Here is a 25,337-nt window from a genome sequence, read left to right on the forward strand (position 1 = left end):
AATATTTACTGCTAACCTGCGGCCAAATCAAAGAATGGTGATACGGCGATTTCCGTGTCGCTAACGCTGTGCAATTATTTCTCCATTGTCGATTAACTGAGCGGTCTCTGACCGGGAGTAAATGATGGAAATGACCCATGCGCAGCGTTTGATTCTCACCAACCAGTACAAAATGATGGCCATGCTTGAGCCGGAAAATGCGGAGCGTTTTCGCCGTTACCAGACCATCATCGAGCGCGGTTATGCGCTGCAGATGCGGGAGCTGGACAAAGAGTTTGGCGAACTTAGCGAAGCGATCTGCCGGACGGTGATCGATATTATGGAAATGCATCACGCACTCCACGTCTCCTGGTCGAACCTTAAAGAGAAAGGTGAGCTTGAAGAGCGCCGTCTCGCCTTTCTGGGCTTCGATGCGGCAACGGAAGCGCGACTGCTGGGTTACGTCCGTTTTATGGTCAATACAGAAGGGCGTTATACCCACTTCGATTCCGGCACCCATGGTTTTAATGCGCAGACCCCGATGTGGGAAAAGTATCAACGGATGTTAGCTTTGTGGCAGACTTGTCCGCGCCAGTACCATTTAAGTGCAAACGAAATTGCGCAAGTGATTAATGCCTGATGAGGAGGAGCGCGTGACCTACAGAGGTTTTCTATTTGATTTAGACGGCACGCTGGTGGATTCACTGCCAGCGGTTGAACGAGCCTGGAGCCAGTGGGGTGCCCGTCATGGCATCGCGGCTGATGAAATCCTGGATTTCATTCATGGCAAGCAGGCGATTACCTCTCTGCGTCATTTCATGGCAGGCCAGTCGGAAGAGGCTATTCAGGCGGAGTTTGTCGCGCTGGAGCAGGCTGAAGCGGCGGACACCGACGGTGTGCAGGCGCTGCCAGGGGCCAACGCGTTGCTGAACCGGCTGAACGAACTGCAGATTCCCTGGGCGATTGTCACTTCCGGTTCGGTGCCGGTGGCACATGCACGTCATAAAGCCGCAGGATTACCGAAGCCCGCCGTGTTTATTACCGCTGAACAGGTGGCTAAAGGCAAACCGGAACCCGATCCCTACCTGCTTGGCGCGGAGAAGCTGGAATTAGCGGCGACATCGTGCGTGGTTGCAGAAGATGCACCTGCCGGCATCTTATCCGGCCTGAATGCTGGCTGTGCGGTGATTGCCATCAATGCGCCGTCGGAGACACCCCGGCTGGATGAGGTGGCGCTTCAGCTCGACTCACTGGCGTCACTGGTGATAACCCGCGAGTCTGACGGTAGCTTTACCTTCAGTCAGCAGGTTTAAGGGCTGGCCCGGCGGCCAGACCGCCGGGCTTAGAGTGGCGTATCCTGCGAGATTTCATCCAGTGACAGGCTGAAGCTCGGAATAAACACCTCAACGAAGTAATCCATCTCCGGTGAACGCCGAAGTGCCAGGGTCTTTTCCAGCCGCGCTTTGGCCAGTAAAAATTCGTTGTTCCCGGCAGACAACTCCTCAAGACATTTTACATATGCACAGAGCGCATCCGCCTGTTTCAGAACCGCCTGCTCCTCTTCGCTGTGCAGATGCTCATCGATCAGCGGGCGATAGATCGCCTGAAACTCTTCAGGCAGCATCTCAATCAGCTTCTGCTGAGCAATCTTCTCGATTTTCTTATATTCGTGGGCGATCTGCGCGTTGTAATACTTTACCGGAGTCGGTAAATCGCCGGTGAGCACTTCGCTGGCATCGTGGTAAAGCGCCAGCATGGCAATGTGATCGGCATTAAGTGAGCCGTTGAATTTGAGGTTTTTGATCACGGCCAGGGCATGCGCCACCATGGCGACCTGCAGGCTATGTTCGGAGACATTTTCGGTGCGCACATTGCGCATCAGCGGCCAGCGATTGATCAGCTTAAGACGGGAGAGATGAGCAAAGAAGTGGCTTTGTGTCATGAGCGTTCCTGTTGGCTGGCGGGGGAGAGACAGACTCTGGCTCTCCCCAAATAGCGTCAGTATACGCGGGCCTGATTATTGACGATAGCCTTGCAGGAAGCGGCCAAATTTATTGATCGCCATCTCAAGATCATCCACACGAGGCAGCGTAACAATGCGCAGGTGATCGGGCCACGGCCAGTTAAAGGCACTGCCCTGAACCAGTAGCACCTTCTCCTGTAACAGAAAATCCAGCACCATCTTCTGATCGTCGAAAATGTTGAATTTTTTGGCATCGATTTTCGGAAACATATAAAGCGCGCCTTGTGGCTTCACACAGCTGACGCCTGGGATGTCATTAATCAGCTCCCAGGCGCGCTGCCGCTGCTCGTAGAGACGACCACCCGGCATAATAAATTCGCTAATGCTCTGGTAACCGCCCAGCGCCGTCTGAATCGCATGTTGCGCCGGTACGTTGGCACACAGGCGCATCGAGGCGAGCATCTCCAGCCCTTCTATATAGCCTTTAGCATGTTTCTTCGGCCCGTTCAGTACCATCCAGCCCTGACGGAAACCGGCAACGCGATAGGTTTTAGAAAGGCCATTAAAGGTAACAGTGAGCAGATCGGGTGCCAGCGCTGCGATGCAGTGATGCTGTGCATCGTCATAGAGGATCTTGTCGTAGATCTCGTCGGCAAAAATAATCAGGTTATGCTGACGCGCAATTTCAACCACCTCTAACAGCAGCTCTTTGCTGTAGACCGCGCCAGTGGGGTTATTCGGGTTGATGATCACGATGCCGCGGGTACGAGGCGTTATCTTGCTGCGGATATCATCGAGGTCAGGGAACCAGCCTGCTGATTCGTCACAGAGATAGTGCACCGCTTTACCGCTGGAGAGGGAAACCGCAGCCGTCCATAACGGATAGTCGGGGGCCGGCACCAGCATTTCGTCGCCGCTGTTCAGTAACGCCTGCATCGCCTGCACGATGAGCTCTGAAACACCGTTGCCAATGTAGATATCTTCTACGGTGACATCGCGCATGTCGCGCGCCTGGTAGTGCTGCATGATCGCTTTACGGGCGGAATAGAGACCCTTGGAGTCACAATAGCCCTGAGAGCTGGGAAGGTTACGAATAACATCGACCAGTATCTCATCCGGTGCTTCAAAACCAAACGGCGCCGGATTGCCGATGTTCAGCTTCAGAACTTTGTTACCTTCTTCTTCGAGGCGTTTAGCCTCTTTCAGTACCGGACCACGGATGTCATAGCAGACGTTATCGAGTTTTCCGGATTTATCAATTTGAAAAGTCATTGTTACCGCCTTAATGGGCAGAATCCTTTTGGCTGCCACAGAAATCCAACCAGCACAATGTACTCTCCTGACAGTCACAAAAGAAGGGTGCCGCCCCGTTTTGGCGGGTTCAACAACTTTTTGACCAGTGCGCAGCGTAAAAAATATTCGTTGTCGCGTAAACTGGTTAATTAAACTATAAATTGGCATTAATGCAGGATTTTAACTTGCCCAAAGCGCTGCTGAACCGACATATGGCTTTAACATCATGAACGCTATCTGGAAGTTATTGAAATGGAACTTTTCTTTGCACCTGAAATATACACTTAGAGAAATAGTTAAAGGATATTTTATATATGTTCAAATTATGGACGATTTTAGAACGTGCCTAAAGATTACGCCTTAACGCTGCTTAAGAGTGGCGCGTTTAAGGCCTTGTGTTCGCCGGAAAAGTGCCAAAAGCAGAGCTTCATATGGCACCTTTATTGCAGGATTGTGAGCCGTACTTAACACTTCCTCATTAAATTTCAGAACGCTGAAGGCTTAAAAAGTGATCAATAATGTGGCATAAGGGTCTGGAAATGCCTTTAGCACAAAATTTACAGCGCTTTTCACAAAATCATTTCCATTTTGAAGTCAAAAATGATTAAGTATAATTTATTATTTAGTGCACTTTGCCGCTTCGCTTTGATAGCCCGTAAAGTGCGCTTTCTATCCCGCACGATTCTTTCTGGTGGGAATAAGACAACTACGCAGCTTCCTGCATTTGCGCACCCAGCGCCATCGGTTCAGAAGTTGTATCTGTCTTGAATAGCACTATGACCCTTCAGAGGAGTCAACAGTGCAGGATCCACATAAACTTTTTTTGTGTCAGTCTTCACACAGGACTGTCATTGAGCACCATTACTGCTTATCACTTTGATAAGCTTGTGATAACACCAGGGTAGTAGTTCGTAAAAATCTTATAAGTGAAGAAAAAACATGACTAATGCAAATCGTCCGATACTGAATCTCGACCTCGATCTGCTGAGAACCTTCGTTGCCGTTGCGGATTTGAATACCTTTGCAGCAGCCGCTGCAGCGGTCTGCAGAACCCAGTCAGCAGTCAGTCAGCAGATGCAACGTCTGGAACAATTGGTAGGTAAAGAGCTGTTTGCCAGACATGGACGTAATAAGCTTCTGACAGAGCACGGTATCCAGCTTTTAGGCTATGCGAGAAAAATTCTTCGTTTTAACGACGAAGCCTGCACGTCTCTGATGTACAGCAACATTCAGGGCGTGCTGACCATTGGTGCCTCTGATGACACCTCTGACACTATTCTGCCGTTCCTGCTAAACCGGGTGACCTCGGTTTATCCGAAACTGGCAATCGATGTGCGGGTTAAACGTAATCCGTTTATGATGGAAATGCTCAATCAGGGTGAAGTGGACCTGGTTGTGACCACTTCCAGCCCGGGCAATTTTACCTATCAGGTACTGCGTACTTCACCTACCTTGTGGTACTGCGCAGCGGATTATATCTTCCAGCGTGGCGAAGCGATTCCATTGGTGTTGCTGGATGAGCCAAGTCCTTATCGTGATATGGCTATCGATCATCTCAACGAAGCGGGCATTCCGTGGCGTATCTCTTATGTCGCTTCCACACTGGCTGCAGTGCGCGCAGCGGTGAAAGCGGGACTGGGTGTGACGGCACGTCCGGTCGAGATGATGAGCCCGGAACTGCGTGTTATGGGGGCAGCTGAAGGACTGCCGGTACTGCCTGATACGCAATATCTGCTGTGCCGTAATCCTGACAGCGATAATGAACTGGCGCTGGCCATCTTCAATGCCATGCAGTCCACCAATGATCCTTATAACCTGAGCAATAATCCCGACGGTTCACTGTTGCTGGATGATGAAGAGTAATTTCGCTAACGTGTTGTACTCAATACCCGCGTGATTGCCTTAATAAACGCTTATAAATAAGCCTCTCCTTCCCTGAAAAGAACGAGAGGCTTTTTTGTGCCTGACCCCCGCCCGATGTCCCTTACTAACTCATCTGCCTCTTCTGACCCGACTAAGAAAATTTCACCATCTACTGAATTGAAATTTCCAGACCAAAAAACCGAATGCTTTGTTCCGAATCACCGTTTCAGGTGGGGAAAATTAACGCATAAAGGGCAAAAGTGTGTTCTGGATCAAAAAAATAGCCCTGGAAAGGGGAGGGAAAAATCAGTGATACCTGTCAAAATATGTTTGTTAAATGCACGATCCATGCATGTGAATACCCGCTACACTAAAATTAACCCTACAGACTGAAGCGATTTAGCTGGAAAGCGGGGCATCATTTGTTAATAATATGATGCAGGTGTGAAATAATGTTTGGATACTTTTGTCAAAGTTGACAAAAGGTTATAGAAAGGAGTAAAAAACCCCATAAAATAGCTGCTTATTACTTAATAACAGCGACATTTGAAAGGTTTTTATCCTTCCCTTGAATCGATGTGGTCAGTTTGCTGCGGGAAACGCGTGCAGGATGCCAGCGCCACTTTTGATGAGTAAGCAATGAGTATGTCAACTACCACCGAAATCATCGCCCAGCACTGGGCGTTTATCGTATTTATCGTTATTGCCTTTGGCCTGTGTGCTTTCATGCTGACCGGAGGATGGCTGCTTGGCGGCAGAGCGCGCGCCCGCTACAAAGACACGCCATTCGAATCGGGCATTGAATCCGTTGGTGATACCCATATCCGCCTGTCGGCGAAATTTTATCTGGTTGCGATGTTTTTCGTCATCTTCGACGTCGAAGCCCTCTTTTTATACGCATGGGCGACTTCAATCCGTGAAAGCGGTTGGATCGGCTTTGTGGAAGCCGCAATTTTCATTTTGGTGCTCCTGGCGGGTCTGGTCTATCTGGTACGCATTGGCGCACTGGACTGGGCTCCAGCTCGCCGTCGCGTGGTGGTCAAAACCACTACGGTCAGCCACACCAATCCTCATAAGCAGTAAAAGAGAGGCAATAAGATGGACTATACGCTCACCCGCATAGACCCGAACGGTGGTGAGAACGACCGTTATCCTCTGCAAAAGCAGGAAATCGTCAGCGATCCGCTGGAGCAGCACGTTCATCGCAGCGTTTATATGGGCAAACTCGAAAATGCCCTGCATGACATGGTGAACTGGGGGCGTAAAAACTCCCTCTGGCCTTATAACTTTGGCCTGTCCTGTTGTTACGTTGAGATGACAACATCGTTCACTGCGGTCCACGACGTGGCACGTTTTGGCGCCGAAGTTATGCGCGCTTCGCCACGTCAGGCCGATTTCATGGTCATTGCCGGTACGCCGTTCACCAAAATGGCCCCGGTTATTCAGCGTTTGTACGATCAGATGCTGGAACCAAAATGGGTGATTTCCATGGGTGCCTGCGCCAACTCTGGCGGCATGTATGACATCTATTCCGTGGTGCAGGGTGTCGATAAATTCCTGCCGGTTGATGTTTATATCCCTGGCTGTCCGCCACGTCCTGAAGCGTATATGCAGGCACTGCTGCTGTTGCAGGAGTCGATCGGCAAAGAGCGCCGTCCGCTCTCATGGGTGGTTGGCGATCAGGGCGTTTATCGCGCCAACATGCCATCTGAGCGTGAAAGAAAACGCGGCGAGCGCATCGCAGTCACAAACCTGCGCAGCCCGGACGAAGTTTAAAACCGTATGGATGGAAAACAGCGCCTGCAGCAGAACATCACAATTTAATGCATGGCCCCATCCTGACGCCTTCATTTGAGTGCCTGAGACCAGGCCGGAATGGTGAGTAACGTATGACAGATTTGACCACGCAAGATCTCGCTCAGCCTTCATGGCAAACCCGTGATCACCTTGATGACCCGGTGATCGGCGAGTTGCGTAACCGTTTTGGGCCGGATGCCTTCACTGTTCAGCCAACCCGTACCGGTATTCCGGTGGTGTGGGTGAAGCGTGAACAGATACTGGAAATTATCGAGTTCCTGCGTAAATTACCCAAGCCTTACGTCATGCTGTATGACCTGCATGGCGTGGATGAGCGTTTACGTACCCACCGTGCAGGCCTGCCTGCGGCGGATTTTTCCGTTTTCTACCACCTGCTGTCGATTGAACGCAACCGCGACATCATGCTCAAGGTGGCACTCTCTGAAAACGATATGCATCTGCCGACCATCACCCGCCTTTTCCCGAATGCCAACTGGTATGAGCGTGAAACCTGGGAGATGTTTGGTATCACCTTTGATGGTCACCCGCATCTGACGCGCATCATGATGCCGTCGACCTGGGAAGGCCATCCGCTGCGTAAAGATTACCCGGCGCGCGCCACCGAATTCGATCCGTTTACGCTGACCAAACAGAAAGAAGATCTGGAGATGGAAGCGCTGACCTTTAAGCCTGAAGACTGGGGCATGAAGCGCAGCACCACCAACGAAGACTTCATGTTCCTGAACCTCGGGCCTAACCACCCGTCGGCGCACGGGGCATTCCGCATCATTCTGCAGCTGGATGGTGAAGAGATTGTCGACTGCGTGCCTGACATCGGCTATCACCATCGTGGTGCCGAAAAGATGGGCGAGCGTCAGTCGTGGCACAGCTACATTCCTTACACTGACCGCATCGAGTACCTCGGCGGCTGCGTAAACGAAATGCCGTACGTACTGGCGGTGGAGAAACTGGCCGGTATCGTGGTGCCCGATCGCGTTAATGTGATCCGCGTGATGCTCTCTGAGCTGTTCCGCATCAACAGCCACCTGCTCTATATCTCCACCTTTATTCAGGACGTCGGGGCCATGACGCCGGTGTTCTTTGCCTTTACCGACCGTCAGAAAATCTATGACGTGGTTGAGGCGATTACCGGTTTCCGTATGCACCCGGCGTGGTTCCGTATTGGTGGCGTCGCGCATGACCTGCCGCGAGGCTGGGAACGTCTGCTGCGTGACTTCCTCGACTGGATGCCAAAACGTCTTAAAGAGTATGACAAAGCGGCACTGCGCAACAGCGTACTGATTGGCCGTTCCAAAGGCGTTGCTGCTTACAACATGGAAGAGGCGCTGGCGTGGGGCACTACCGGTGCTGGTCTGCGTGCTACCGGTCTCGACTTTGACGTACGTAAATGGCGTCCCTACTCCGGCTACGAAAACTTCGATTTTGAAATCCCGGTCGGCGACGGCATCAGCGATGCTTACAGCCGCGTTATGCTGAAAATGGAAGAGATGTGGCAGTCGCTGCGTATTCTTGAGCAGTGCCTCAACAACATGCCAGAGGGTCCGTTCAAAGCGGATCATCCGCTGACCACGCCGCCACCGAAAGAGCGCACGCTGCAGCATATTGAAACGCTGATCACGCACTTCCTGCAGGTTTCGTGGGGGCCGGTGATGCCAGCCAATGAGTCGTTCCAGATGATTGAAGCGACGAAAGGGATCAACAGCTACTACCTGACCAGCGATGGCAGCACCATGAGCTACCGCACCCGCGTGCGTACGCCGAGCTTCCCGCATCTGCAGCAGATTCCTTCAGTAATCCGTGGCAGCCTGGTATCCGACCTGATCGTATATCTGGGTAGTATCGATTTTGTTATGTCAGACGTGGACCGCTAATTATGCACGATCAACACATTGCCATTAAAACGATCGACCCTAACGAGGTCTTCGTGCTGAGCGCGGAAGAGCATCACGCCATTGAGCACGAAAAACACCACTACGAAGATGCGCGTGCAGCCTCGATTGAAGCGCTGAAGATCGTGCAGAAACAGCGTGGATGGGTGCCGGATGGCGCCATCAATGCGATTGCCGAGGTACTGGGTATCCCGGCTAGTGATGTTGAAGGTGTGGCGACATTTTACAGCCAGATCTTCCGTCAGCCGGTTGGCCGTCATGTGATCCGTTACTGTGACAGCGTGGTCTGTCATATCACCGGTTATCAGGGCATCCAGTCAGCACTGGAACAGCAACTGAATATCAAACCGGGTCAGACCACTGCCGATGGCCGCTTTACACTGCTGCCAACCTGCTGTCTGGGTAACTGCGATAAGGGGCCAACGATGATGGTGGATGAAGACACGCATGTGCATCTGACGCCGGAAGGCATCCCTGGTTTGCTGGAGCAGTATCAATGACAATTAAACAGATCATTCGCACTGCAGAAACCCATCCGCTGACCTGGCGGATGCGTGACGACAAGCAACCTGTCTGGCTTGACGAATATCGCAGTAAAAACGGCTATGCCGGTGCGGAAAAAGCGCTGAAAACCATGTCGCAGGATGAAATCGTTGCGGCAGTCAAAGATTCAGGCCTGAAAGGGCGCGGCGGTGCGGGTTTCTCCACCGGGCTGAAGTGGAGCCTGATGTCGAAAGATGAGTCGATGAACATCCGTTACCTGCTGTGTAACGCCGATGAGATGGAGCCGGGCACCTATAAAGACCGCCTGCTGATGGAGCAGATGCCTCACCAGCTGGTGGAAGGAATGCTGATCAGCGCCTTTGCGCTGAAGGCTTACCGTGGCTATATCTTCTTACGTGGCGAATACATTGAAGCCGCGGTGCATCTGCGTCGTGCGATTGCTGAAGCGACAGAAGCGGGCTATATCGGTAAAAATATTCTCGGTACCGGCTTTGACTTTGAGTTGATTGTCCACACCGGCGCAGGTCGTTATATCTGCGGCGAAGAGACGGCACTGATTAACTCACTGGAAGGCCGTCGTGCTAATCCGCGTTCGAAACCGCCATTCCCGGCGAGTGCGGGCGCGTGGGGCAAACCGACCTGCGTGAACAACGTGGAAACCCTCTCCAACGTTCCGGCGATTCTGGCCAACGGCGTGGAGTGGTACAAAAACATCTCTAAAAGCGAAGATGCCGGTACCAAAATGATGGGCTTCTCCGGACGGGTTAAAAATCCCGGCGTCTGGGAGCTGCCATTTGGTATCACCGCACGTGAAATCCTTGAAGATTATGCGGGCGGTATGCGTGACGGACTGAAGTTCAAAGCCTGGCAGCCCGGCGGGGCAGGGACTGACTTCCTGACCGACCAGCACCTGGATCTGCCCATGGAATTTGCCAGCATCGGCAAAGCGGGCAGCCGTCTGGGTACGGCGCTGGCGATGGCGGTCGATCACGAGATCAACATGGTCTCGCTGGTGCGTAACCTGGAAGAGTTCTTTGCCCGTGAGTCGTGCGGCTGGTGTACACCGTGTCGCGATGGCCTGCCGTGGAGCGTAAAAATTCTGCGTGCGCTGGAGCAGAAGCAGGGTCAGCCAGGCGATATCGAAACCTTACTGCAACTCTGCCGTCAGCTTGGCCCGGGTAAAACCTTCTGTGCGCATGCGCCGGGTGCGGTTGAGCCACTGCAGAGTGCGATTAAATATTTCCGTGAAGAGTTTGAAGCCGGCATGGCACCGCAGGTGTTTGGCAATACCCGCGCCATTGGCGGGATCCAGCCAAACCTGCTGAAAGCGCGCTGGTAATTCGCCGAAGAACACGGAACAGGCCTGGTGCCGCCGCCCCGACAATGTCGTGCGTCGGGGCAAGAATATGATTAACGCTCGTCTCTGACGAGCCTTACGGAAGCATGTCACTATGGCTACAATTCATGTAGACGGTAAAGAGTATGATGTGAACGGAGCGGACAACCTGCTACAGGCATGTCTCTCTCTGGGCCTTGATATTCCTTACTTTTGCTGGCATCCGGCGCTGGGAAGCGTTGGGGCCTGCCGCCAGTGTGCGGTAAAGCAATTCCAGAATGCCGAAGATACCCGCGGCCGTCTTGTCATGTCCTGCATGACGCCGGCCTCTGACGGCACATTCATCTCCATCGATGATGGCGAAGCAAAAGAGTTCCGCGAAAGCGTGGTGGAGTGGCTGATGACCAACCACCCGCACGACTGTCCGGTGTGTGAAGAGGGCGGTAACTGTCACCTGCAGGATATGACAGTAATGACCGGCCACAGCTTCCGCCGCTATCGCTTCACCAAACGTACCCACCGTAATCAGGATCTCGGCCCGTTCATCTCCCATGAGATGAACCGCTGTATTGCCTGTTACCGGTGCGTGCGTTACTACAAAGATTATGCCGATGGCAAGGATCTGGGTGTCTATGGCGCACACGACAACGTCTACTTCGGACGCCCGGAAGATGGCACGCTGGAGAGCGAATTCTCCGGTAACCTGGTTGAAATCTGCCCGACCGGCGTCTTCACCGATAAAACGCACTCCGAACGCTATAACCGTAAATGGGATATGCAGTTTGCGCCGAGCATCTGCCAGCAGTGCAGTGTGGGCTGTAACACCAGCCCGGGTGAGCGTTATGGTGAATTACGCCGTATCGAAAACCGTTATAACGGCACCGTAAACCACTATTTCCTGTGCGATCGTGGCCGCTTTGGCTATGGCTACGTGAACCGCAAAGATCGCCCACGCCAGCCGATGCTGCTGCGCGGCAACGACTGGGTGACGCTGAACGCAGAGCAGGCGGTCAATGCCGGTGCAGATTTGCTGCGTCAGGCGAAAAAAGTGATCGGTATCGGCTCGCCGCGCGCCAGCATTGAAAGTAACTTCGCGCTGCGTGAACTGGTCGGTGCAGAGAACTTCTCTACCGGCATACCAGCGGGTGAGCAGGCCCGGCTTGAACTGATGCTGAAAATCCTGCGTGAGGGCGGTATCTATACGCCATCGCTGCGTGAAATTGAAAGCTACGATGCGGTGCTGGTGCTGGGCGAAGATCTGACCCAGGTTGGCGCACGCGTGGCGCTGTCAGTGCGTCAGGCCGTGAAAGGCAAAGCGCGCGATATGGCTGCCGCTCAGAAAGTGGCAGACTGGCAGATCGCCGCGATCCTGAACATCGGTCAGAATGCGAAACATCCGCTGTTTATCACCAACGTCGATGAAACCCGTCTGGATGATATCGCGGCATGGAGCTATCGCGCACCGGTTGAAGATCAGGCGCGTCTCGGTTTCGCTATCGCCAGTGCGCTGGATGAAACCGCCCCGGCGGTGACCGATTTCGACAGCAAACTGAACGGCAAGATGGATGTCATCGTGCAGGCGCTGGCCGGCGCGAAAAAACCGTTAATTATTTCCGGGACCCATTCCGGCAGCAGCGCGATGATCGAAGCGGCCGCCAACGTGGCCAAAGCGCTGAAAGCGCGCGGTGCCGACGTCGGGATTACGCTGCTGGCGGGACACGCCAACAGCGTGGGTCTTGGCCTGATGGGCGGTAATCCTCTGGAGAGCGCGCTGGAGCAGCTGAGCAACGGTGAAGCCGATGCGCTGGTGGTACTGGAAAATGACCTCTATCGCCATGCACCGAAAGCGCTGGTGGATGCGGCGCTGGCCCAGACCACTAACGTAATTGTGGTTGATCATCAGCGCACCGCGACGCTGGAGAAAGCGGGTCTGGTGTTATCAACCGCCAGCTTCGCCGAAAGTGATGGCACCTCGATCAACCATGAAGGCCGCGCACAGCGTTTCTTCCAGGTTTACGATCCTTCTTACTATGACAACAACGTTGTGATGCTGGAGAGCTGGCGCTGGCTGCATTCGCTGCACAGCACGCTGGAAAGCCGTCACGTCGACTGGACGCAGCTGGACCACGTGATCGATGCGGTGGTGAGTCATCTGCCACAGCTGGCCGGAATCAAGGATGCGGCACCGGATGCCAGCTTCCGTATTCGTGGACAGAAACTGTCGCGTTCACCGCACCGTGCCAGTGGCCGTACCGCGGCGCGCGCCAATATCAGCGTGCACGAACCGCGTCAGCCGCAGGATCAGGACACGATGTTCGCCTTCTCAATGGAAGGGAACAACCAGCCAGGCGCACCGCGTTCGCAGATTCCGTTTGCCTGGGCACCGGGCTGGAACTCACCGCAGGCGTGGAACAAGTTCCAGGTTGAAGTGGGCGGCAAACTACGTAATGGCGATCCGGGTGTACGGCTGTTTGAAGCCAGCGCAGCCAGTCTGCCCTGGTTCAGCAACGTTCCGGCGGCATTCGTCAGTGAAGCGCAGTGGCGCGTGGCCCCTCTCTACCAGCTGTTTGGTAGTGAAGAGATGTCACAGCGTTCACCGGTCTTCCAGCAGCGTATGGCACCGCCTGCACTGGTGATTAACCCGGAAGATGCAGCGAAGCTGGGCGTCAATAATGGCGCGGCGGTTGAGTTCATCTGTGCCGGTGAGACAGTGCGTCTGCCGGTCCGTTTCTCGGCGTCACTGCAGGCGGGACAGATTGGTCTGCCGCTGGGCATGCCGGGCGTTCCGCCATTCCTGGCGAACGGTAAAATCGACACTCTGCAGGAGGCGGCGCAATGAGCTGGTTAACACCGGACGTTATCGACATTCTGCTGGCCATTGTTAAAGCCATCGTGATTCTGCTGGTGGTTGTGGCCTGCGGCGCGTTCATGAGCTTCGCCGAGCGTCGTCTGCTCGGCCTGTTCCAGAACCGTTACGGACCAAACCGCGTAGGCTGGGGCGGCTCGCTCCAGCTGGTAGCGGACATGATCAAAATGTTCTTTAAAGAGGACTGGGTCCCGCCGTTTACCGACCGCTTTATCTTTACCCTTGCGCCGGTTATCGCCTTTGTTTCACTGCTGCTGGCCTTTGCTATCGTACCGGTTTCGCCAACCTGGATGGTGACAGACCTGAATATCGGTCTGCTGTTCTTCCTGATGATGGCGGGCCTTGCGGTCTACGCGGTGCTGTTTGCCGGCTGGTCGAGTAATAACAAATACTCGCTGCTGGGTGCGATGCGCGCCTCGGCGCAGACCCTGAGCTACGAAGTGTTCCTGGGTCTGTCGCTCATGGGTGTGGTGGCGCAGGCGGGCTCGTTCAACATGAACGATATCGTCAACAGCCAGACGCACCTGTGGAACATCATTCCGCAGTTCTTCGGTTTCGTGACCTTCTGTATTGCTGGCGTGGCGGTGTGTCACCGTCATCCATTTGACCAGCCAGAAGCGGAGCAGGAACTGGCGGACGGTTATCACATCGAATATGCCGGTATGAAGTTCGGACTGTTCTTTGTCGGCGAATATGTGGCGATTACCACCGTTTCAGCGCTGATTGTAACGCTGTTCTTTGGTGGCTGGCACGGCCCATTCCTGCCGCCGTTCATCTGGTTCGCCCTGAAAACGGCGTTCTTTATGATGATGTTCATCCTGATTCGTGCTGCGCTTCCGCGTCCGCGCTACGACCAGGTGCTGTCATTCGGCTGGAAAGTGTGTCTGCCGTTGACGCTGTTGAACCTGCTGGCGACTGCCGCAGTGATTCTCTACACAGCGCCGTAAGGGGTTAACAAATGACTTTGAAAGATATTGTCACAGGCTTTGGCACGACAGTTCGCAGTATCTGGCTGATCGGGCTGCACGCCTTCGCCAAACGTGAAACTCAGATGTATCCCGAAGAGCCGGTTTATCTGCCACCGCGCTATCGTGGCCGTATCGTGTTAACCCGCGATCCGGATGGTCAGGAGCGTTGCGTCGCCTGTAACCTGTGTGCGGTTGCCTGTCCGGTTGGCTGTATCTCGCTGCAGAAAGCTGAAACCAAAGATGGCCGCTGGTACCCGGAGTTCTTCCGTATCAACTTCTCACGCTGCATCTTCTGCGGCATGTGTGAGGAAGCCTGTCCGACCACGGCGATTCAGCTGACCCCCGATTTCGAGCTGGGTGAGTTTAAGCGTCAGGATCTGGTGTATGAGAAGGACGATCTGCTGATTTCGGGGCCGGGTAAATATCCGGAGTACAACTTCTACCGCATGGCAGGTATGGCGATTGACGGTAAAGATAAGGGCGAAGCGGAAAACGAAGCGAAGCCTATCGACGTCAAAGGCTTATTACCTTAAGGAGCAAGGCATGGAATTTGCGTTTTATCTTTGCGGGCTGGTGGCGGTGCTGACGACGTTGCGCGTCATTACCCACACTAATCCGGTACATGCGTTGCTGTACCTGATCGTTTCGCTGTTATCGATCGCGGGCGTCTTCTTCTCTATGGGTGCCTATTTTGCCGGTGCGCTGGAGATCATCGTCTACGCCGGTGCCATTATGGTGCTGTTCGTCTTCGTGGTCATGATGCTGAACTTAGGCAAACAGACCGAGAAGCAGGAGCGTGAGTGGCTCAGCCCGTCACTATGGATTGGCCCGGGTATCGTCTCGTTGCTGCTGCTGGTCGTAATGGTCTACGCCATCCTGACCGCCAACGATCAGGGCATCGATGGCACCATCATCGACGCCAAAGCGGTCGGCATCAGCCTGTTTGGTCCTTACGTACTGGCGGTTGAACTGGCCTCAATGCTGCTGCTGGCGGGTCTGGTCGTGGCGTTCCATATCGGTCGTGAAGAGCGTCAGGGCGAAGTCCTGAGTAACCGTAATGCTGACGCCGCTCAGGTGAAAAAGGAGAACGCATGATCCCGTTACAACATGGATTGATTCTTGCTGCCGTGCTGTTTGTCCTTGGACTGACGTCGCTGGTAATACGCCGCAATCTGCTGTTTATGCTGATCGGCCTTGAAATCATGATCAACGCCGCCGCCTTAGCCCTGGTGGTTGCCGGGAGCTATTGGGGTCAGGCCGATGGACAGGTGATGTATATCCTGGCGATCAGCCTGGCGGCAGCGGAAGCCAGTATTGGTCTGGCACTGCTGCTTCAGCTCTATCGTCGTCGTCAGACGCTGAACATTGATACTGTGAGCGAGATGCGCGGATGAATCTTCTCTATTTAACTGTCTTGTTTCCGCTGATCGGCTTTCTGCTGTTAGCGTTTTCGCGCGGTCGCTGGTCAGAGAACCTGTCGGCCACGATTGGTATGGGATCGGTGGGTCTGGCGGCCCTGACCACGGCTATGGTCGGTTTTGACTTCTTCGCCAACGGCCAGCAAGCCTACACGCAGGCGCTCTGGACCTGGATGCATGTCGGCAACTTCGACATGAAGGTGAACCTGACGCTGGATGGCCTGTCGCTGACCATGCTGTCTGTCGTGACCGGTGTCGGTTTCTTCATTCACATGTTCGCCTCCTGGTACATGCGCGGAGAAGAGGGCTACTCCCGCTTCTTCGCCTACACCAACCTGTTTATCGCCAGCATGGTTGTTCTGGTGCTGGCCGATAACCTGATGCTGATGTATCTGGGCTGGGAAGGGGTAGGGCTCTGCTCTTATCTGCTGATCGGTTTCTACTACAGCAATCCGGAAAACGGCAAAGCGGCGATGAAAGCGTTCATCATCACCCGCGTGGGCGACGTCTTCCTGGCATTCGGCCTGTTCATCCTCTACAACGAGCTGGGCACGCTGAACTTCCGCGAGATGATGGAGCTGGCTCCTGCGCACTTTGCCGCAGATAACCATATGCTGCAGTGGGCAACGCTGATGCTGTTGGGTGGCGCGGTCGGTAAATCGGCACAGCTGCCGTTACAGACCTGGCTGGCAGATGCGATGGCCGGTCCGACACCGGTTTCGGCACTGATCCACGCCGCGACCATGGTGACAGCAGGTGTCTACCTGATTGCCCGTAGCCACGGTCTCTTCCTGCTGACGCCGGAAGTGCTGCATCTGGTCGGGATTATCGGGGCGATTACCCTGGTGCTGGCAGGCTTTGCCGCGCTGGTACAGACCGACATTAAACGTGTTCTCGCATACTCCACCATGAGCCAGATTGGCTACATGTTCCTGGCGCTGGGTGTTCAGGCGTGGGATGCGGCGATTTTCCATCTGATGACGCACGCCTTCTTTAAAGCGTTGCTGTTCCTCTCTTCGGGTTCAGTGATTCTGGCCTGCCATCACGAGCAGAACATTTTCAAAATGGGCGGCCTGCGTAAGAGCATTCCGCTGGTCTACACCTGCTTCCTGGTGGGCGGCGCGGCGCTGGCGGCACTGCCGCTGATTACAGCGGGCTTCTACAGTAAAGATGAGATCCTGTTTGGCGCACTGGCTAACGGTCACATCAACCTGATGGTTGCGGGTCTGGTGGGAGCGTTCCTGACCTCTATCTATACCTTCCGCATGATCTTCATCGTGTTCCACGGCGAAGAGAAAATTCATGCGCACGCCGGTAAGGGTATTACCCATCATCTGCCGCTGATTGTGCTGCTGCTGCTCTCCACCTTTATTGGTGCGCTGATCACGCCGCCGCTGGCAGGTGTACTGCCAGCCAATGAATTCGGTGAAGCGGGCAAAGTGGGACTTGAAATCACCTCGGGCGTCGTAGCGATTGTCGGCATTCTGATCGCTGCCGCGCTGTGGCTGGGCAAACGTGAGCTGGTTACCCGTATCGCAAACAGTGCACCAGGCCGTTTCTTCGGCACCTGGTGGTTTGCGGCCTGGGGCTTCGACTGGCTCTACGATAAAGTGTTCGTCAAACCTTATCTGGGTATTGCGTGGCTGCTGAAGCGCGACCCACTGAATGGCCTGATGAACCTGCCTGCGCTGCTGTCACGTATTGCCAACAAAGGCCTGGTAGTCAGTGAGAATGGCTACCTGCGCTGGTACGTTGCGTCAATGAGCGTGGGCGCCGTGCTGGTGCTGGCTCTGCTGCTGGTGATTTAAAGATTGATGAGCGGGGCAGGTTAGCTAATCTGCCCATTGAGAATGTCAAAAATTGTCCTGAGCAAGGGCGTTATCGTCGCAGCCAGTTTGGTTACCGCCAGCGCAAAGCAACCGGAGCATACCGAGGTATGTGAGGATTGCGAGCACTGCCGGGAGCCAAATTGGCAAGTAAGATAGCCCGAACTAAGACAAAGAAAAGGGAAGTGTGCCGTGTTATTACCTTGGCTAATTATCATACCCTTCGTCGGTGGTCTGATCTGCTGGCTCACTGAGCGCCTCGGCGCGAAGGTGCCACGCTGGATTGCACTGATCACTATGGGGCTGACGTTGGCGCTTTCACTGCAACTCTGGTTGCAGGGAGGCTATTCACTGACGCAGGCAGCGGGCATTCCGCAGTGGCAGTCAAGTTTCTCCGTTCCGTGGATCCCACGCTTCGGTATCAGCTTCCATTTAGCCATTGATGGCCTGTCGCTGCTGATGGTGGTGCTGACCGGCCTGCTCGGTCTGATGGCGGTGCTCTGTTCCTGGAATGAGATTTCAAAGTATCAGGGCTTCTTCCACCTGAACCTGATGTGGATCCTGGGCGGCGTGATCGGTGTGTTCCTCTCCATCGACCTGTTCCTGTTTTTCTTCTTCTGGGAAATGATGCTGGTGCCGATGTACTTCCTCATCGCGCTCTGGGGTCATAAAGCATCGGACGGCAAAACCCGTATTTCCGCCGCGACCAAATTCTTCATCTACACCCAGGCTTCAGGTCTGGTGATGCTGATTGCGATTCTGGGCCTGGTGTTTGTTCACTACAACGCGACTGGCGTCTGGACATTCAACTACGAACAGCTGCTGCAGACGCCGATGTCGAGCGGTGTTGAATATCTGCTGATGCTGGGCTTCTTTATCGCCTTTGCGGTGAAGATGCCGGTGGTACCGTTGCACGGCTGGCTGCCGGATGCGCACAGTCAGGCGCCAACTGCCGGTTCTGTCGACCTGGCGGGTATCCTGCTGAAAACCGCAGCTTACGGTTTACTGCGTTTCAGTCTGCCGCTGTTCCCGAATGCGTCAGCTGAGTTTGCACCGATTGCCATGTGGTTAGGCATCATCGGTATCTTCTACGGTGCCTGGATGGCCTTCTCGCAGACCGATATCAAACGTCTGATTGCTTACACCTCGATTTCGCACATGGGCTTTGTGCTGATTGCCATCTACACCGGCAGCCAGCTGGCGCTGCAGGGCGCGGTGATTCAGATGATTGCGCACGGTCTCTCCGCTGCAGCACTCTTCATTCTGTGTGGTCAGCTGTATGAGCGTCTGCATACTCGCGATATGCGTCAGATGGGTGGCCTGTGGTCGCGCATTAAATGGATACCGGGTCTGTCGCTGTTCTTTGCTGTTGCCAACCTCGGTATGCCAGGCACCGGTAACTTCGTCGGCGAATTTATGATTCTGACCGGCAGCTTCCAGGTGGTGCCGATGATTATCATCATCGCGACCTTTGGTCTGGTGTTCGCCTCGATTTACTCGCTGGTGATGATGCAGCGCGCTTACTACGGCGAAGCGAAATCGAAAGATCCGCTGCCAGGCATGTCACCGCGTGAGTTTATGACTATCGGGGTTCTGGTGGTGCTGCTGGTGCTGCTGGGCGTCTATCCACAGCCGATTCTGGATACTTCGCACGCTGCCATGAGCAATATTCAGCAGTGGTTTACCGCTTCAATTTCAACTACAAGGCCGTAATTCGCCATGACAATAACTCCTCACCAATTGATTGCGTTGCTACCGCTGTTAATCGTCGGATTGACGGTGGTGGTTGTGATGCTGTCCATTGCCTGGCGACGCAACCACTTCGTTAACGCCACGCTAACGGTAGTTGGCCTGAACCTGGCGCTGCTCTCGCTCTACTTTGTCGGTCAGGTCGGGGCGATGGATGTCACGCCGCTGCTGCGCGTCGATGGCTATTCGATGTTCTATACCGCGCTGGTCATGCTGGCGAGTCTGGCGACCTGTACCTTTGCCTATCCATGGCTGGCGGGCTTCCCGGACAACAAAGATGAGTTCTACCTGCTGGTGCTGATTGCGGCACTTGGTGGCATCGTGCTGGCCAGTGCTAATCATCTGGCCTCGCTGTTCATCGGTATTGAACTGCTGTCGCTGCCGCTGTTTGGTCTGATTGGCTACGCCTTCCGCCAGAAACGTTCGCTTGAAGCCGCACTGAAGTACACTATTCTTTCGGCGGCGGCCTCGTCGTTTCTGCTGTTTGGTATTGCGCTGATCTACGCCGACTCCGGTAACCTGAGCTTTGTGGCGCTGGGCCAGAGCCTGACTGACAGCATGATCCACGAGCCACTGCTGCTGGTGGGGCTGGGTATGATGATCATCGGTCTGGGCTTTAAGCTCTCACTGGTTCCGTTCCACCTCTGGACCCCCGATGTTTATCAGGGTGCGCCTGCGCCGGTTTCAACCTTCCTGGCCACCGCCAGCAAGATTGCAATCTTCGGTGTCATCATGCGTCTGTTTATGTATGCGCCGGTGACCGACAGCGAAGCGGTGCGCACAGTGCTGGCCATGATCGCCTTTGTGTCGATTCTGTTCGGTAACCTGATGGCGATTTCGCAGAGCAACATCAAGCGTCTGCTGGGTTACTCCTCTATCGCCCACCTCGGTTATCTGCTGGTGGCGCTGATTGCGGTGAAAGATCATCAGCTGTCGCTGGAAACCTCTGGCGTATACCTGGCCGGTTATCTGTTCAGCAGCCTGGGTGCCTTTGGTGTGGTAAGTCTGATGTCCAGCCCGTATCGTGGTCCGGATGCTGACTCGCTCTACTCCTATCGCGGCCTGTTCTGGCATCGTCCTATTCTGTCAGCGGTGATGACGGTGATGATGCTGTCACTGGCGGGTATCCCGATGACGCTGGGCTTTATCGGTAAATTCTACGTTATCGCTTCAGGCGTCAGTGCGCACCTGTGGTGGCTGACCGGTGCTGTAGTCGCGGGTAGTGCGATTGGCCTCTACTACTATCTGCGCGTGACGGTGAGTCTCTACCTCAGCCCGCCGGAACTGCATACCCGTGATACTCCGGCTAACTGGGCATTTACGGCCGGTGGTGTGGTGGTACTGATCTCTGCGATTCTGGTGCTGCTGTTAGGGGTTTACCCGCAGCCGCTGATCAGACTGGTGCAGATGGCTCAACCGCTGATGTAAGCGCGTGCTGCGACTGACGAATCAGGCCTCCGGGCCTGATTTTTTTTGCCTGTAAAAGGGTGTCACCAGCAGGTGCTGGCGACACCGCGCTGATGTAGAGTGTGTGGTTTAAAGGAGAGACCATGGACATTAACTGGCAGGATAAACACCATAGCGAACTGACCCCCTCACAGCTCTATGCCCTGCTGGCGTTGCGCAGTGCCGTGTTTGTGGTGGAACAGCAGTGCGCTTACCTTGATGTGGATGGCAAAGATTTGCAGGCGGAAAACCGGCATCTGCTGGGAATGGCGGATGACCAGCTGGTGGCCTATGCGCGACTGCTCTCCCCGGAGGATGAGACCAGCCCGGTGAAAATCGGACGGGTGATTGTTTCAGATCGGGTTCGTGGCGCGCGGCTGGGTAATCGTCTGATGGAGCAGGCAATCAATAGTTGTCAGCAGCACTGGCCGGGCCGCGATCTGTTTCTCTCCGCGCAGGCGCATCTGGAAAGTTTCTATGGGCAGCATGGCTTTGTCGCGGTGGGGGAGAACTACCTGGAAGATGGGATCCCTCATGTCGATATGCTGAAGAACGCGCCATAAAAAAGGCGAGGCCTGAGCCTCGCCTGTTTACATTAACCCACCGTCATCTGGCGGTCATCGACATATTTACGTTGATCCGGCGCAGGCGGGAAATATTGATAGAGCCAGGTTTCACTCAGCGTCTCATCTTTGCTGCGCAGGAACAGACGCATCTCTACCGGCTCGGTGGAGTCGCTGTTCGGATACCAGTCAAACAGGATGCGATAGCCCTTAAGCGGATCGACATACAGAATCTCAACCTGCTTCACGCTACCGGATGAAACGGTAATCACCGGCTCAATACCTTTCGGCGCAGCAGCCTGCAGATCGCCACCAATAAAATCGATGGCGAAGCGGCGGCACCAGGTTTCCGGGAAGTGTTCGCCAGGCGCCCAGCCTTCCGGGAAACCACCGATACCGGTACGGGTTGCATCCACGCGCGCCAGACCGCTACGCACCGGTGGCAGACCACTCCAGTAAAGCTTGTAGGAGAAGTTCAGCTCGCTGCCCGCTTTGACCGGCTCAGCCGGTTGCCAGAAGCAGACCACGTTATCCAGCGTTTCACCCGTAGTCGGGATCTCCATCAGGTTGATCGCGCCTTTGCCCCACTTACCCACCGGCTCAACCCACAGGCTGGGACGTTTGTCATACCAGCCAATCACATCCTGATAATCTTTGAAGTCGTGATTAAGCTGCAGCAGGCCAAACCCACGCGGATTCTCATCTTCATAGGCGTTGAACTGCAGACGCTGAGGATTATTCAGCGGACGGGCAATCCATTCGCCTTTACCGGTCCACATCGCCAGGCGATCGGAGTCATGGATCTGCGGATGGTAAGTGTTGCACATGCGGCGTTCGTTGGTGCCGCAGCTGAACATGCTGGTCATTGGCGAGATGCCAATCTGACGGATCTCTTTACGGGCAAACAGGTGGTTTTCCACTTCCATCACCACGCGTTTCTCTTCGCAATGGATGATGAATTTATAAGCACCGGTGACGCTGGCACCATCCAGCAGGGCGTAGCAGGTAAAGGTGGTATCTTCCGCTTTTGGCGTTTCAAACCAGAAGGCGGTGAAATCGGGAAACTCCTCCTGGCCATTGCTGAAGGTGTTGATCGCAACGCCACGCGCCGAGAGGCCGTACTGGAAAGTATCGTCAACGGCACGGAAGTAGCTTGCGCCAAGGAAGGAGACGATGTCGCGACGGGCCAGTTCCGGTTTTTTAAAGGCGCGGAACCCGGCGAAGCCGAGGTCAGTTTTGCCCTCCAGCTGCTTCGTATCGACCTTGGCGTCGTTGTAGTTGAACAATTCGGGACGGAAGTGAATTTCGCGCGCTTCGCGACTCTCGCCGTCAACAGAGAACATGCGGATGCGCCGCTTGAAGCCCATACCGACATGGAAGAACTGAACGTCCAGTTGACGATCGGGCAGGTTGTTCCAGAGTGAGTGGTTGGCGTCATACTGAATTTCGTTGTACGCCTGCGGGGTCAGTGTGGCCAGTGTCTCCGGCAGCGCGCCCGGTGCTCCGCCCCAGGGTTTTTTCGCCAGCGCAGCCGCGTTTTTCTTCAATACGTCGAAATCGAAGCGTACGGCGGTTCCGTCAGCAATGCCATCTTCTGCCCATGCGGATTGCGCAAACAGCGTTGACAGGCCGGTCATGCCGCTGACGGCGGAGAAGGCCATTGACGCTTTCATAAACATTCTTCGATTCATGCCAGAGATTATTCCTTAGCTGTTCGAGGGTGTCGTGACTGTCGTGCAAAATGCACTTTCATGGCCCGATAATCACAGGCAACAGAGGGGTACGACAGTAGGGTTACTGGAAAATTCAGTCACGACAAAATTTATCAGATTAATCAAAGAAGCGAAGCGAAATTCCGCGGTTGCCGCTGCGTCTTACACTTCTTTGCGCAGCGAAACGGCGCACAGCCTGCACTGAGCAAGATTAACAGATGAAAAATCAGGTGATTCCTGGAGCAGGAAATCAGCAGAGCGCCAGATTATGGCTATAGTTAATGAACTGCTTTGCAATTCACACGGAGGAAACGATGGTAAACCAGACAAATCAATTCGAAACGGGCCTCGATGACGATATTGCGTTACTGACTGAAACGCTGGAAGAAGTTCTTAAGGCATCAGGCGATCCGGCCGATCAGAAGTACATTGAGCTTAAAAGCAAAGCCGAACAGGCGCTGAACGATGTGAAATCCCGTGTCAGCCAGGCGTCCGATAGCTACTACTATCGCGCTAAACAAGCGGCTTACCGTGCAGACGACTACGTACACGAAAAACCGTGGCAGGGGGTCGGTATCGGTGCAACAGCCGGTCTGGTACTCGGTCTGCTGCTGGCGCGTCGTTAATCGCGATTCGCTGACCCGGTTGTAGCAGACAACAGTAATAAAAAAGCGGCGGGGCAATCCCGCCGTTTTTATTGGTTTTTAACTCCCTGAACACCTTCCCCTCCCTTGATCCTGCTTCACCCTCGCTATCTTTATGCACAATGTGCCTGAGACGCAATGGTCACAATCCCTGGTGATGCCGATTGTGTCTGGCGGGAGGAGTTCGTACAGTAAAGCAAACGTGAAAAGGAGAACTCAACGTGATTAGAGTAGAGATGCTGTCGACCGGGGATGAGGTGCTGCATGGCCAAATCGTCGATACCAACGCAGCCTGGCTGGCGGATATGCTGTTCCAGCAGGGGTTACCTATGACCAGCCGCACCACGGTAGGAGATTCACTCGAATCGCTAATCGCCACGCTACAGGCGCGCAGCCATGAGGCAGATGTGCTGATTGTAAATGGCGGTCTGGGGCCGACCAGTGACGATCTCAGTGCGCTGGCAGCCGCCAGAGCCTGTGGCGTTGAGCTAGAGGTGCAGCAGGAGTGGCTGGAACAGATGGAAGCCTGGTTCGCCAGCCGGGGACGCGTGATGGCGGCCAGCAATCGCAAGCAGGCGGAAATCCCGGCTAATGCGGAACTGATTGATAATCCGGTCGGTACCGCCTGTGGCTTTGCCCTGCAACTCAATCGCTGCTGGATGTTCTTCACGCCTGGTGTGCCGTCTGAATTTAAAGTGATGGTGGAGCAGCAGATCATCCCCCGTCTGAAAGCGAAATTTTCGCCGCCCGAGCCACCGATTTGTCTGCGGCTGACTACCTTCGGTCGTGGTGAAAGCGATATTGCCGCCGAACTGGAGCCGCTGGCGCTGCCGGAAGGCGTAGTCATGGGATATCGCTCGTCCATGCCGATCATCGAGATCAAGCTCACCGGCCCGGCCAGTCAGCGGGTGGCGATGGAGCAGGTGTGGCAGCAGGTGCGCCTGCAACTGGCGGAGTGCACCATTTTCGAAGGCACCGAAGGCTTACCGGCGCTGCTGGCACGTGAGCTGGAGCAGCGCGGTGAGCAGCTGGCAGTCAGTGAGCAATACACCGCCGGACTGCTCTACTGGCAGTTGGCTGGCGCCAGCGTGCCGCTGCGTGGCGCTGACATCTTTCCATCCGGGCAGGAGACGCTGGAGCAGCAGGTGATCCGCACCCGCGAACTTGCTGCACAGCAGCAGGCCGCGCTGGCGCTCTCTGTTGGCAGCCTGGAGCAGGAAGAGATTTCGGTGGCGCTGCATACGCCGGATGGCAGCTTTGGTCAGCGTGTGAAGTTCAGTACCGGTCGCCATAATCTGGAGACGCGGCAGAAGGTGGTGGCGATGATGGCGATGAATATGCTGCGCCGCTGGTTACACGGCAGCGAAGTGAGCACCGGTCACGGCTGGATTGATGTAGTTGAAACTGTCAGACAGTAATGTCAGTGAAAATAAAACGGGCGCCTGAGGCGCCCGTTTTGTATGTGACTGCGAATTAACCCCCATACATCGTCATTCTCGC

22 protein-coding genes are annotated in these 25,337 nt (G+C 54.7%); 19 read left to right on the plus strand and 3 right to left on the minus strand.

Annotated elements, in window-relative coordinates; all coding sequences use genetic code 11:
- Positions 1-124 precede the first annotated feature (124 nt).
- Positions 125-619, plus strand: coding sequence for a YfbU family protein (locus ACR8BN_RS06120; protein ID WP_010671451.1), 495 nt, complete (start codon positions 125-127; stop codon positions 617-619).
- A gap of 13 nt (positions 620-632) precedes the next feature.
- Positions 633-1,292 carry a sugar phosphatase gene (locus tag ACR8BN_RS06125; protein WP_425011378.1) on the plus strand — a complete coding sequence of 220 codons (660 nt, stop codon included), beginning with the start codon at positions 633-635 and terminating at the stop codon, positions 1,290-1,292.
- 29 nt (positions 1,293-1,321) lie between these two features.
- On the opposite strand, the gene yfbR is transcribed toward ACR8BN_RS06125, so the two are convergent.
- Both yfbR and ACR8BN_RS06135 read right to left on the minus strand, forming a co-directional pair.
- The gene (yfbR, locus tag ACR8BN_RS06130) at positions 1,322-1,921 is read right to left on the minus strand and encodes a 5'-deoxynucleotidase (RefSeq protein ID WP_010671453.1); all 600 of its coding nucleotides are present in this window, start codon (positions 1,919-1,921) and stop codon (positions 1,322-1,324) included.
- A gap of 75 nt (positions 1,922-1,996) precedes the next feature.
- Positions 1,997-3,214: a pyridoxal phosphate-dependent aminotransferase gene (locus ACR8BN_RS06135; protein ID WP_010258051.1), complete on the minus strand. Its 1,218-nt coding sequence runs from the start codon at positions 3,212-3,214 to the stop codon at positions 1,997-1,999.
- A 960-nt stretch (positions 3,215-4,174) separates the two neighbouring features.
- Between ACR8BN_RS06135 and lrhA the strand changes: the two genes are divergently transcribed.
- The 15 genes from lrhA (at position 4,175) to ACR8BN_RS06210 (ending at position 21,481) form a co-directional block, all read left to right on the plus strand.
- Positions 4,175-5,098, plus strand: a complete 924-nt coding sequence (lrhA, locus tag ACR8BN_RS06140; protein WP_010258055.1) for a transcriptional regulator LrhA — start codon at positions 4,175-4,177, stop codon at positions 5,096-5,098.
- A 639-nt stretch (positions 5,099-5,737) separates the two neighbouring features.
- Positions 5,738-6,181 (plus strand): NADH-quinone oxidoreductase subunit A, encoded by a 444-nt coding sequence (locus tag ACR8BN_RS06145; RefSeq protein WP_010258058.1) that lies wholly within the window; start codon positions 5,738-5,740, stop codon positions 6,179-6,181.
- Between the two features lie 15 nt (positions 6,182-6,196).
- Positions 6,197-6,874, plus strand: a complete 678-nt coding sequence (locus tag ACR8BN_RS06150) for a NuoB/complex I 20 kDa subunit family protein (RefSeq protein WP_003854245.1) — start codon at positions 6,197-6,199, stop codon at positions 6,872-6,874.
- 113 nt (positions 6,875-6,987) lie between these two features.
- Complete coding sequence (nuoC, locus tag ACR8BN_RS06155) at positions 6,988-8,787, plus strand: NADH-quinone oxidoreductase subunit C/D (RefSeq protein WP_010258063.1); 1,800 nt, start codon at positions 6,988-6,990, stop codon at positions 8,785-8,787.
- Between the two features lie 2 nt (positions 8,788-8,789).
- Positions 8,790-9,305 (plus strand): NADH-quinone oxidoreductase subunit NuoE, encoded by a 516-nt coding sequence (nuoE, locus tag ACR8BN_RS06160; RefSeq protein ID WP_010258066.1) that lies wholly within the window; start codon positions 8,790-8,792, stop codon positions 9,303-9,305.
- Positions 9,306-9,307: 2 nt separating this feature from the next.
- Positions 9,308-10,648: an NADH-quinone oxidoreductase subunit NuoF gene (gene nuoF, locus ACR8BN_RS06165; protein WP_434747577.1), complete on the plus strand. Its 1,341-nt coding sequence runs from the start codon at positions 9,308-9,310 to the stop codon at positions 10,646-10,648.
- Positions 10,649-10,760: 112 nt separating this feature from the next.
- A complete protein-coding gene (gene nuoG / locus ACR8BN_RS06170) occupies positions 10,761-13,484 on the plus strand; it encodes an NADH-quinone oxidoreductase subunit NuoG (RefSeq protein ID WP_434747412.1) in 2,724 nt (907 codons plus the stop codon).
- Positions 13,481-14,458 (plus strand): NADH-quinone oxidoreductase subunit NuoH, encoded by a 978-nt coding sequence (gene nuoH, locus ACR8BN_RS06175; RefSeq protein ID WP_003854240.1) that lies wholly within the window; start codon positions 13,481-13,483, stop codon positions 14,456-14,458. Before nuoG ends, nuoH begins: the two co-directional genes overlap by 4 nt.
- Positions 14,459-14,469: 11 nt before the next feature.
- Positions 14,470-15,012: an NADH-quinone oxidoreductase subunit NuoI gene (nuoI, locus tag ACR8BN_RS06180; RefSeq protein ID WP_031590610.1), complete on the plus strand. Its 543-nt coding sequence runs from the start codon at positions 14,470-14,472 to the stop codon at positions 15,010-15,012.
- Between the two features lie 10 nt (positions 15,013-15,022).
- Entirely contained in the window at positions 15,023-15,574 is a 552-nt protein-coding gene (gene nuoJ, locus ACR8BN_RS06185) for an NADH-quinone oxidoreductase subunit J (RefSeq protein WP_010258075.1), read from the plus strand.
- On the plus strand, positions 15,571-15,873 hold the full coding sequence (nuoK, locus tag ACR8BN_RS06190; protein ID WP_003854236.1) for an NADH-quinone oxidoreductase subunit NuoK: 303 nt from the start codon (positions 15,571-15,573) through the stop codon (positions 15,871-15,873). Before nuoJ ends, nuoK begins: the two co-directional genes overlap by 4 nt.
- Positions 15,870-17,705, plus strand: coding sequence for an NADH-quinone oxidoreductase subunit L (gene nuoL, locus ACR8BN_RS06195; protein WP_010258078.1), 1,836 nt, complete (start codon positions 15,870-15,872; stop codon positions 17,703-17,705). The genes nuoK and nuoL overlap by 4 nt, the downstream gene beginning before the upstream one ends.
- A 210-nt stretch (positions 17,706-17,915) precedes the next feature.
- Positions 17,916-19,436 (plus strand): NADH-quinone oxidoreductase subunit M, encoded by a 1,521-nt coding sequence (gene nuoM, locus ACR8BN_RS06200; protein ID WP_010258081.1) that lies wholly within the window; start codon positions 17,916-17,918, stop codon positions 19,434-19,436.
- Between the two features lie 6 nt (positions 19,437-19,442).
- The gene (gene nuoN, locus ACR8BN_RS06205; RefSeq protein ID WP_010258083.1) at positions 19,443-20,900 is read left to right on the plus strand and encodes an NADH-quinone oxidoreductase subunit NuoN; all 1,458 of its coding nucleotides are present in this window, start codon (positions 19,443-19,445) and stop codon (positions 20,898-20,900) included.
- A gap of 122 nt (positions 20,901-21,022) precedes the next feature.
- On the plus strand, positions 21,023-21,481 hold the full coding sequence (locus tag ACR8BN_RS06210; RefSeq protein ID WP_010258085.1) for a GNAT family N-acetyltransferase: 459 nt from the start codon (positions 21,023-21,025) through the stop codon (positions 21,479-21,481).
- Positions 21,482-21,513: 32 nt separating this feature from the next.
- On the opposite strand, the gene ACR8BN_RS06215 is transcribed toward ACR8BN_RS06210, so the two are convergent.
- Positions 21,514-23,172 (minus strand): glucan biosynthesis protein D, encoded by a 1,659-nt coding sequence (locus tag ACR8BN_RS06215; protein ID WP_029519710.1) that lies wholly within the window; start codon positions 23,170-23,172, stop codon positions 21,514-21,516.
- Between the two features lie 335 nt (positions 23,173-23,507).
- Here ACR8BN_RS06215 and elaB point away from each other — a divergent pair, with 335 nt between their 5' ends.
- Both elaB and ACR8BN_RS06225 read left to right on the plus strand, forming a co-directional pair.
- Entirely contained in the window at positions 23,508-23,819 is a 312-nt protein-coding gene (gene elaB, locus ACR8BN_RS06220; RefSeq protein WP_010258091.1) for a stress response protein ElaB, read from the plus strand.
- Positions 23,820-24,058: 239 nt separating this feature from the next.
- Entirely contained in the window at positions 24,059-25,255 is a 1,197-nt protein-coding gene (locus tag ACR8BN_RS06225; protein ID WP_434747413.1) for a nicotinamide mononucleotide deamidase-related protein YfaY, read from the plus strand.
- The last annotated feature ends 82 nt before the right edge of the window (positions 25,256-25,337 follow it).

The sequence above is a fragment of the Pantoea sp. Lu_F5_004 genome (genome assembly GCF_051136245.1).
In the GTDB taxonomy this organism is placed as follows: Bacteria; Pseudomonadota; Gammaproteobacteria; order Enterobacterales; family Enterobacteriaceae; genus Pantoea; species Pantoea agglomerans.

Bases quoted from the DNA above. Each gene is read 5' to 3' on its own strand.
- ACR8BN_RS06150 (WP_003854245.1), top strand. From the start codon at position 6,197: ATGGACTATACGCTCACCCGCATAGACCCGAACGGTGGTGAGAACGAC.
- nuoI (WP_031590610.1), top strand. From the start codon at position 14,470: ATGACTTTGAAAGATATTGTCACAGGCTTTGGCACGACAGTTCGCAGT.
- ACR8BN_RS06210 (WP_010258085.1), top strand. From the start codon at position 21,023: ATGGACATTAACTGGCAGGATAAACACCATAGCGAACTGACCCCCTCA.
- nuoN (WP_010258083.1), top strand. From the start codon at position 19,443: ATGACAATAACTCCTCACCAATTGATTGCGTTGCTACCGCTGTTAATC.
- nuoE (WP_010258066.1), top strand. From the start codon at position 8,790: ATGCACGATCAACACATTGCCATTAAAACGATCGACCCTAACGAGGTC.
- nuoL (WP_010258078.1), top strand. From the start codon at position 15,870: ATGAATCTTCTCTATTTAACTGTCTTGTTTCCGCTGATCGGCTTTCTG.
- nuoK (WP_003854236.1), top strand. From the start codon at position 15,571: ATGATCCCGTTACAACATGGATTGATTCTTGCTGCCGTGCTGTTTGTC.
- nuoH (WP_003854240.1), top strand. From the start codon at position 13,481: ATGAGCTGGTTAACACCGGACGTTATCGACATTCTGCTGGCCATTGTT.
- ACR8BN_RS06135 (WP_010258051.1), bottom strand. From the start codon at position 3,214: ATGACTTTTCAAATTGATAAATCCGGAAAACTCGATAACGTCTGCTAT.
- nuoG (WP_434747412.1), top strand. From the start codon at position 10,761: ATGGCTACAATTCATGTAGACGGTAAAGAGTATGATGTGAACGGAGCG.
- elaB (WP_010258091.1), top strand. From the start codon at position 23,508: ATGGTAAACCAGACAAATCAATTCGAAACGGGCCTCGATGACGATATT.
- nuoC (WP_010258063.1), top strand. From the start codon at position 6,988: ATGACAGATTTGACCACGCAAGATCTCGCTCAGCCTTCATGGCAAACC.
- ACR8BN_RS06120 (WP_010671451.1), top strand. From the start codon at position 125: ATGGAAATGACCCATGCGCAGCGTTTGATTCTCACCAACCAGTACAAA.
- ACR8BN_RS06145 (WP_010258058.1), top strand. From the start codon at position 5,738: ATGAGTATGTCAACTACCACCGAAATCATCGCCCAGCACTGGGCGTTT.
- ACR8BN_RS06215 (WP_029519710.1), bottom strand. From the start codon at position 23,172: ATGAATCGAAGAATGTTTATGAAAGCGTCAATGGCCTTCTCCGCCGTC.
- yfbR (WP_010671453.1), bottom strand. From the start codon at position 1,921: ATGACACAAAGCCACTTCTTTGCTCATCTCTCCCGTCTTAAGCTGATC.
- nuoJ (WP_010258075.1), top strand. From the start codon at position 15,023: ATGGAATTTGCGTTTTATCTTTGCGGGCTGGTGGCGGTGCTGACGACG.
- lrhA (WP_010258055.1), top strand. From the start codon at position 4,175: ATGACTAATGCAAATCGTCCGATACTGAATCTCGACCTCGATCTGCTG.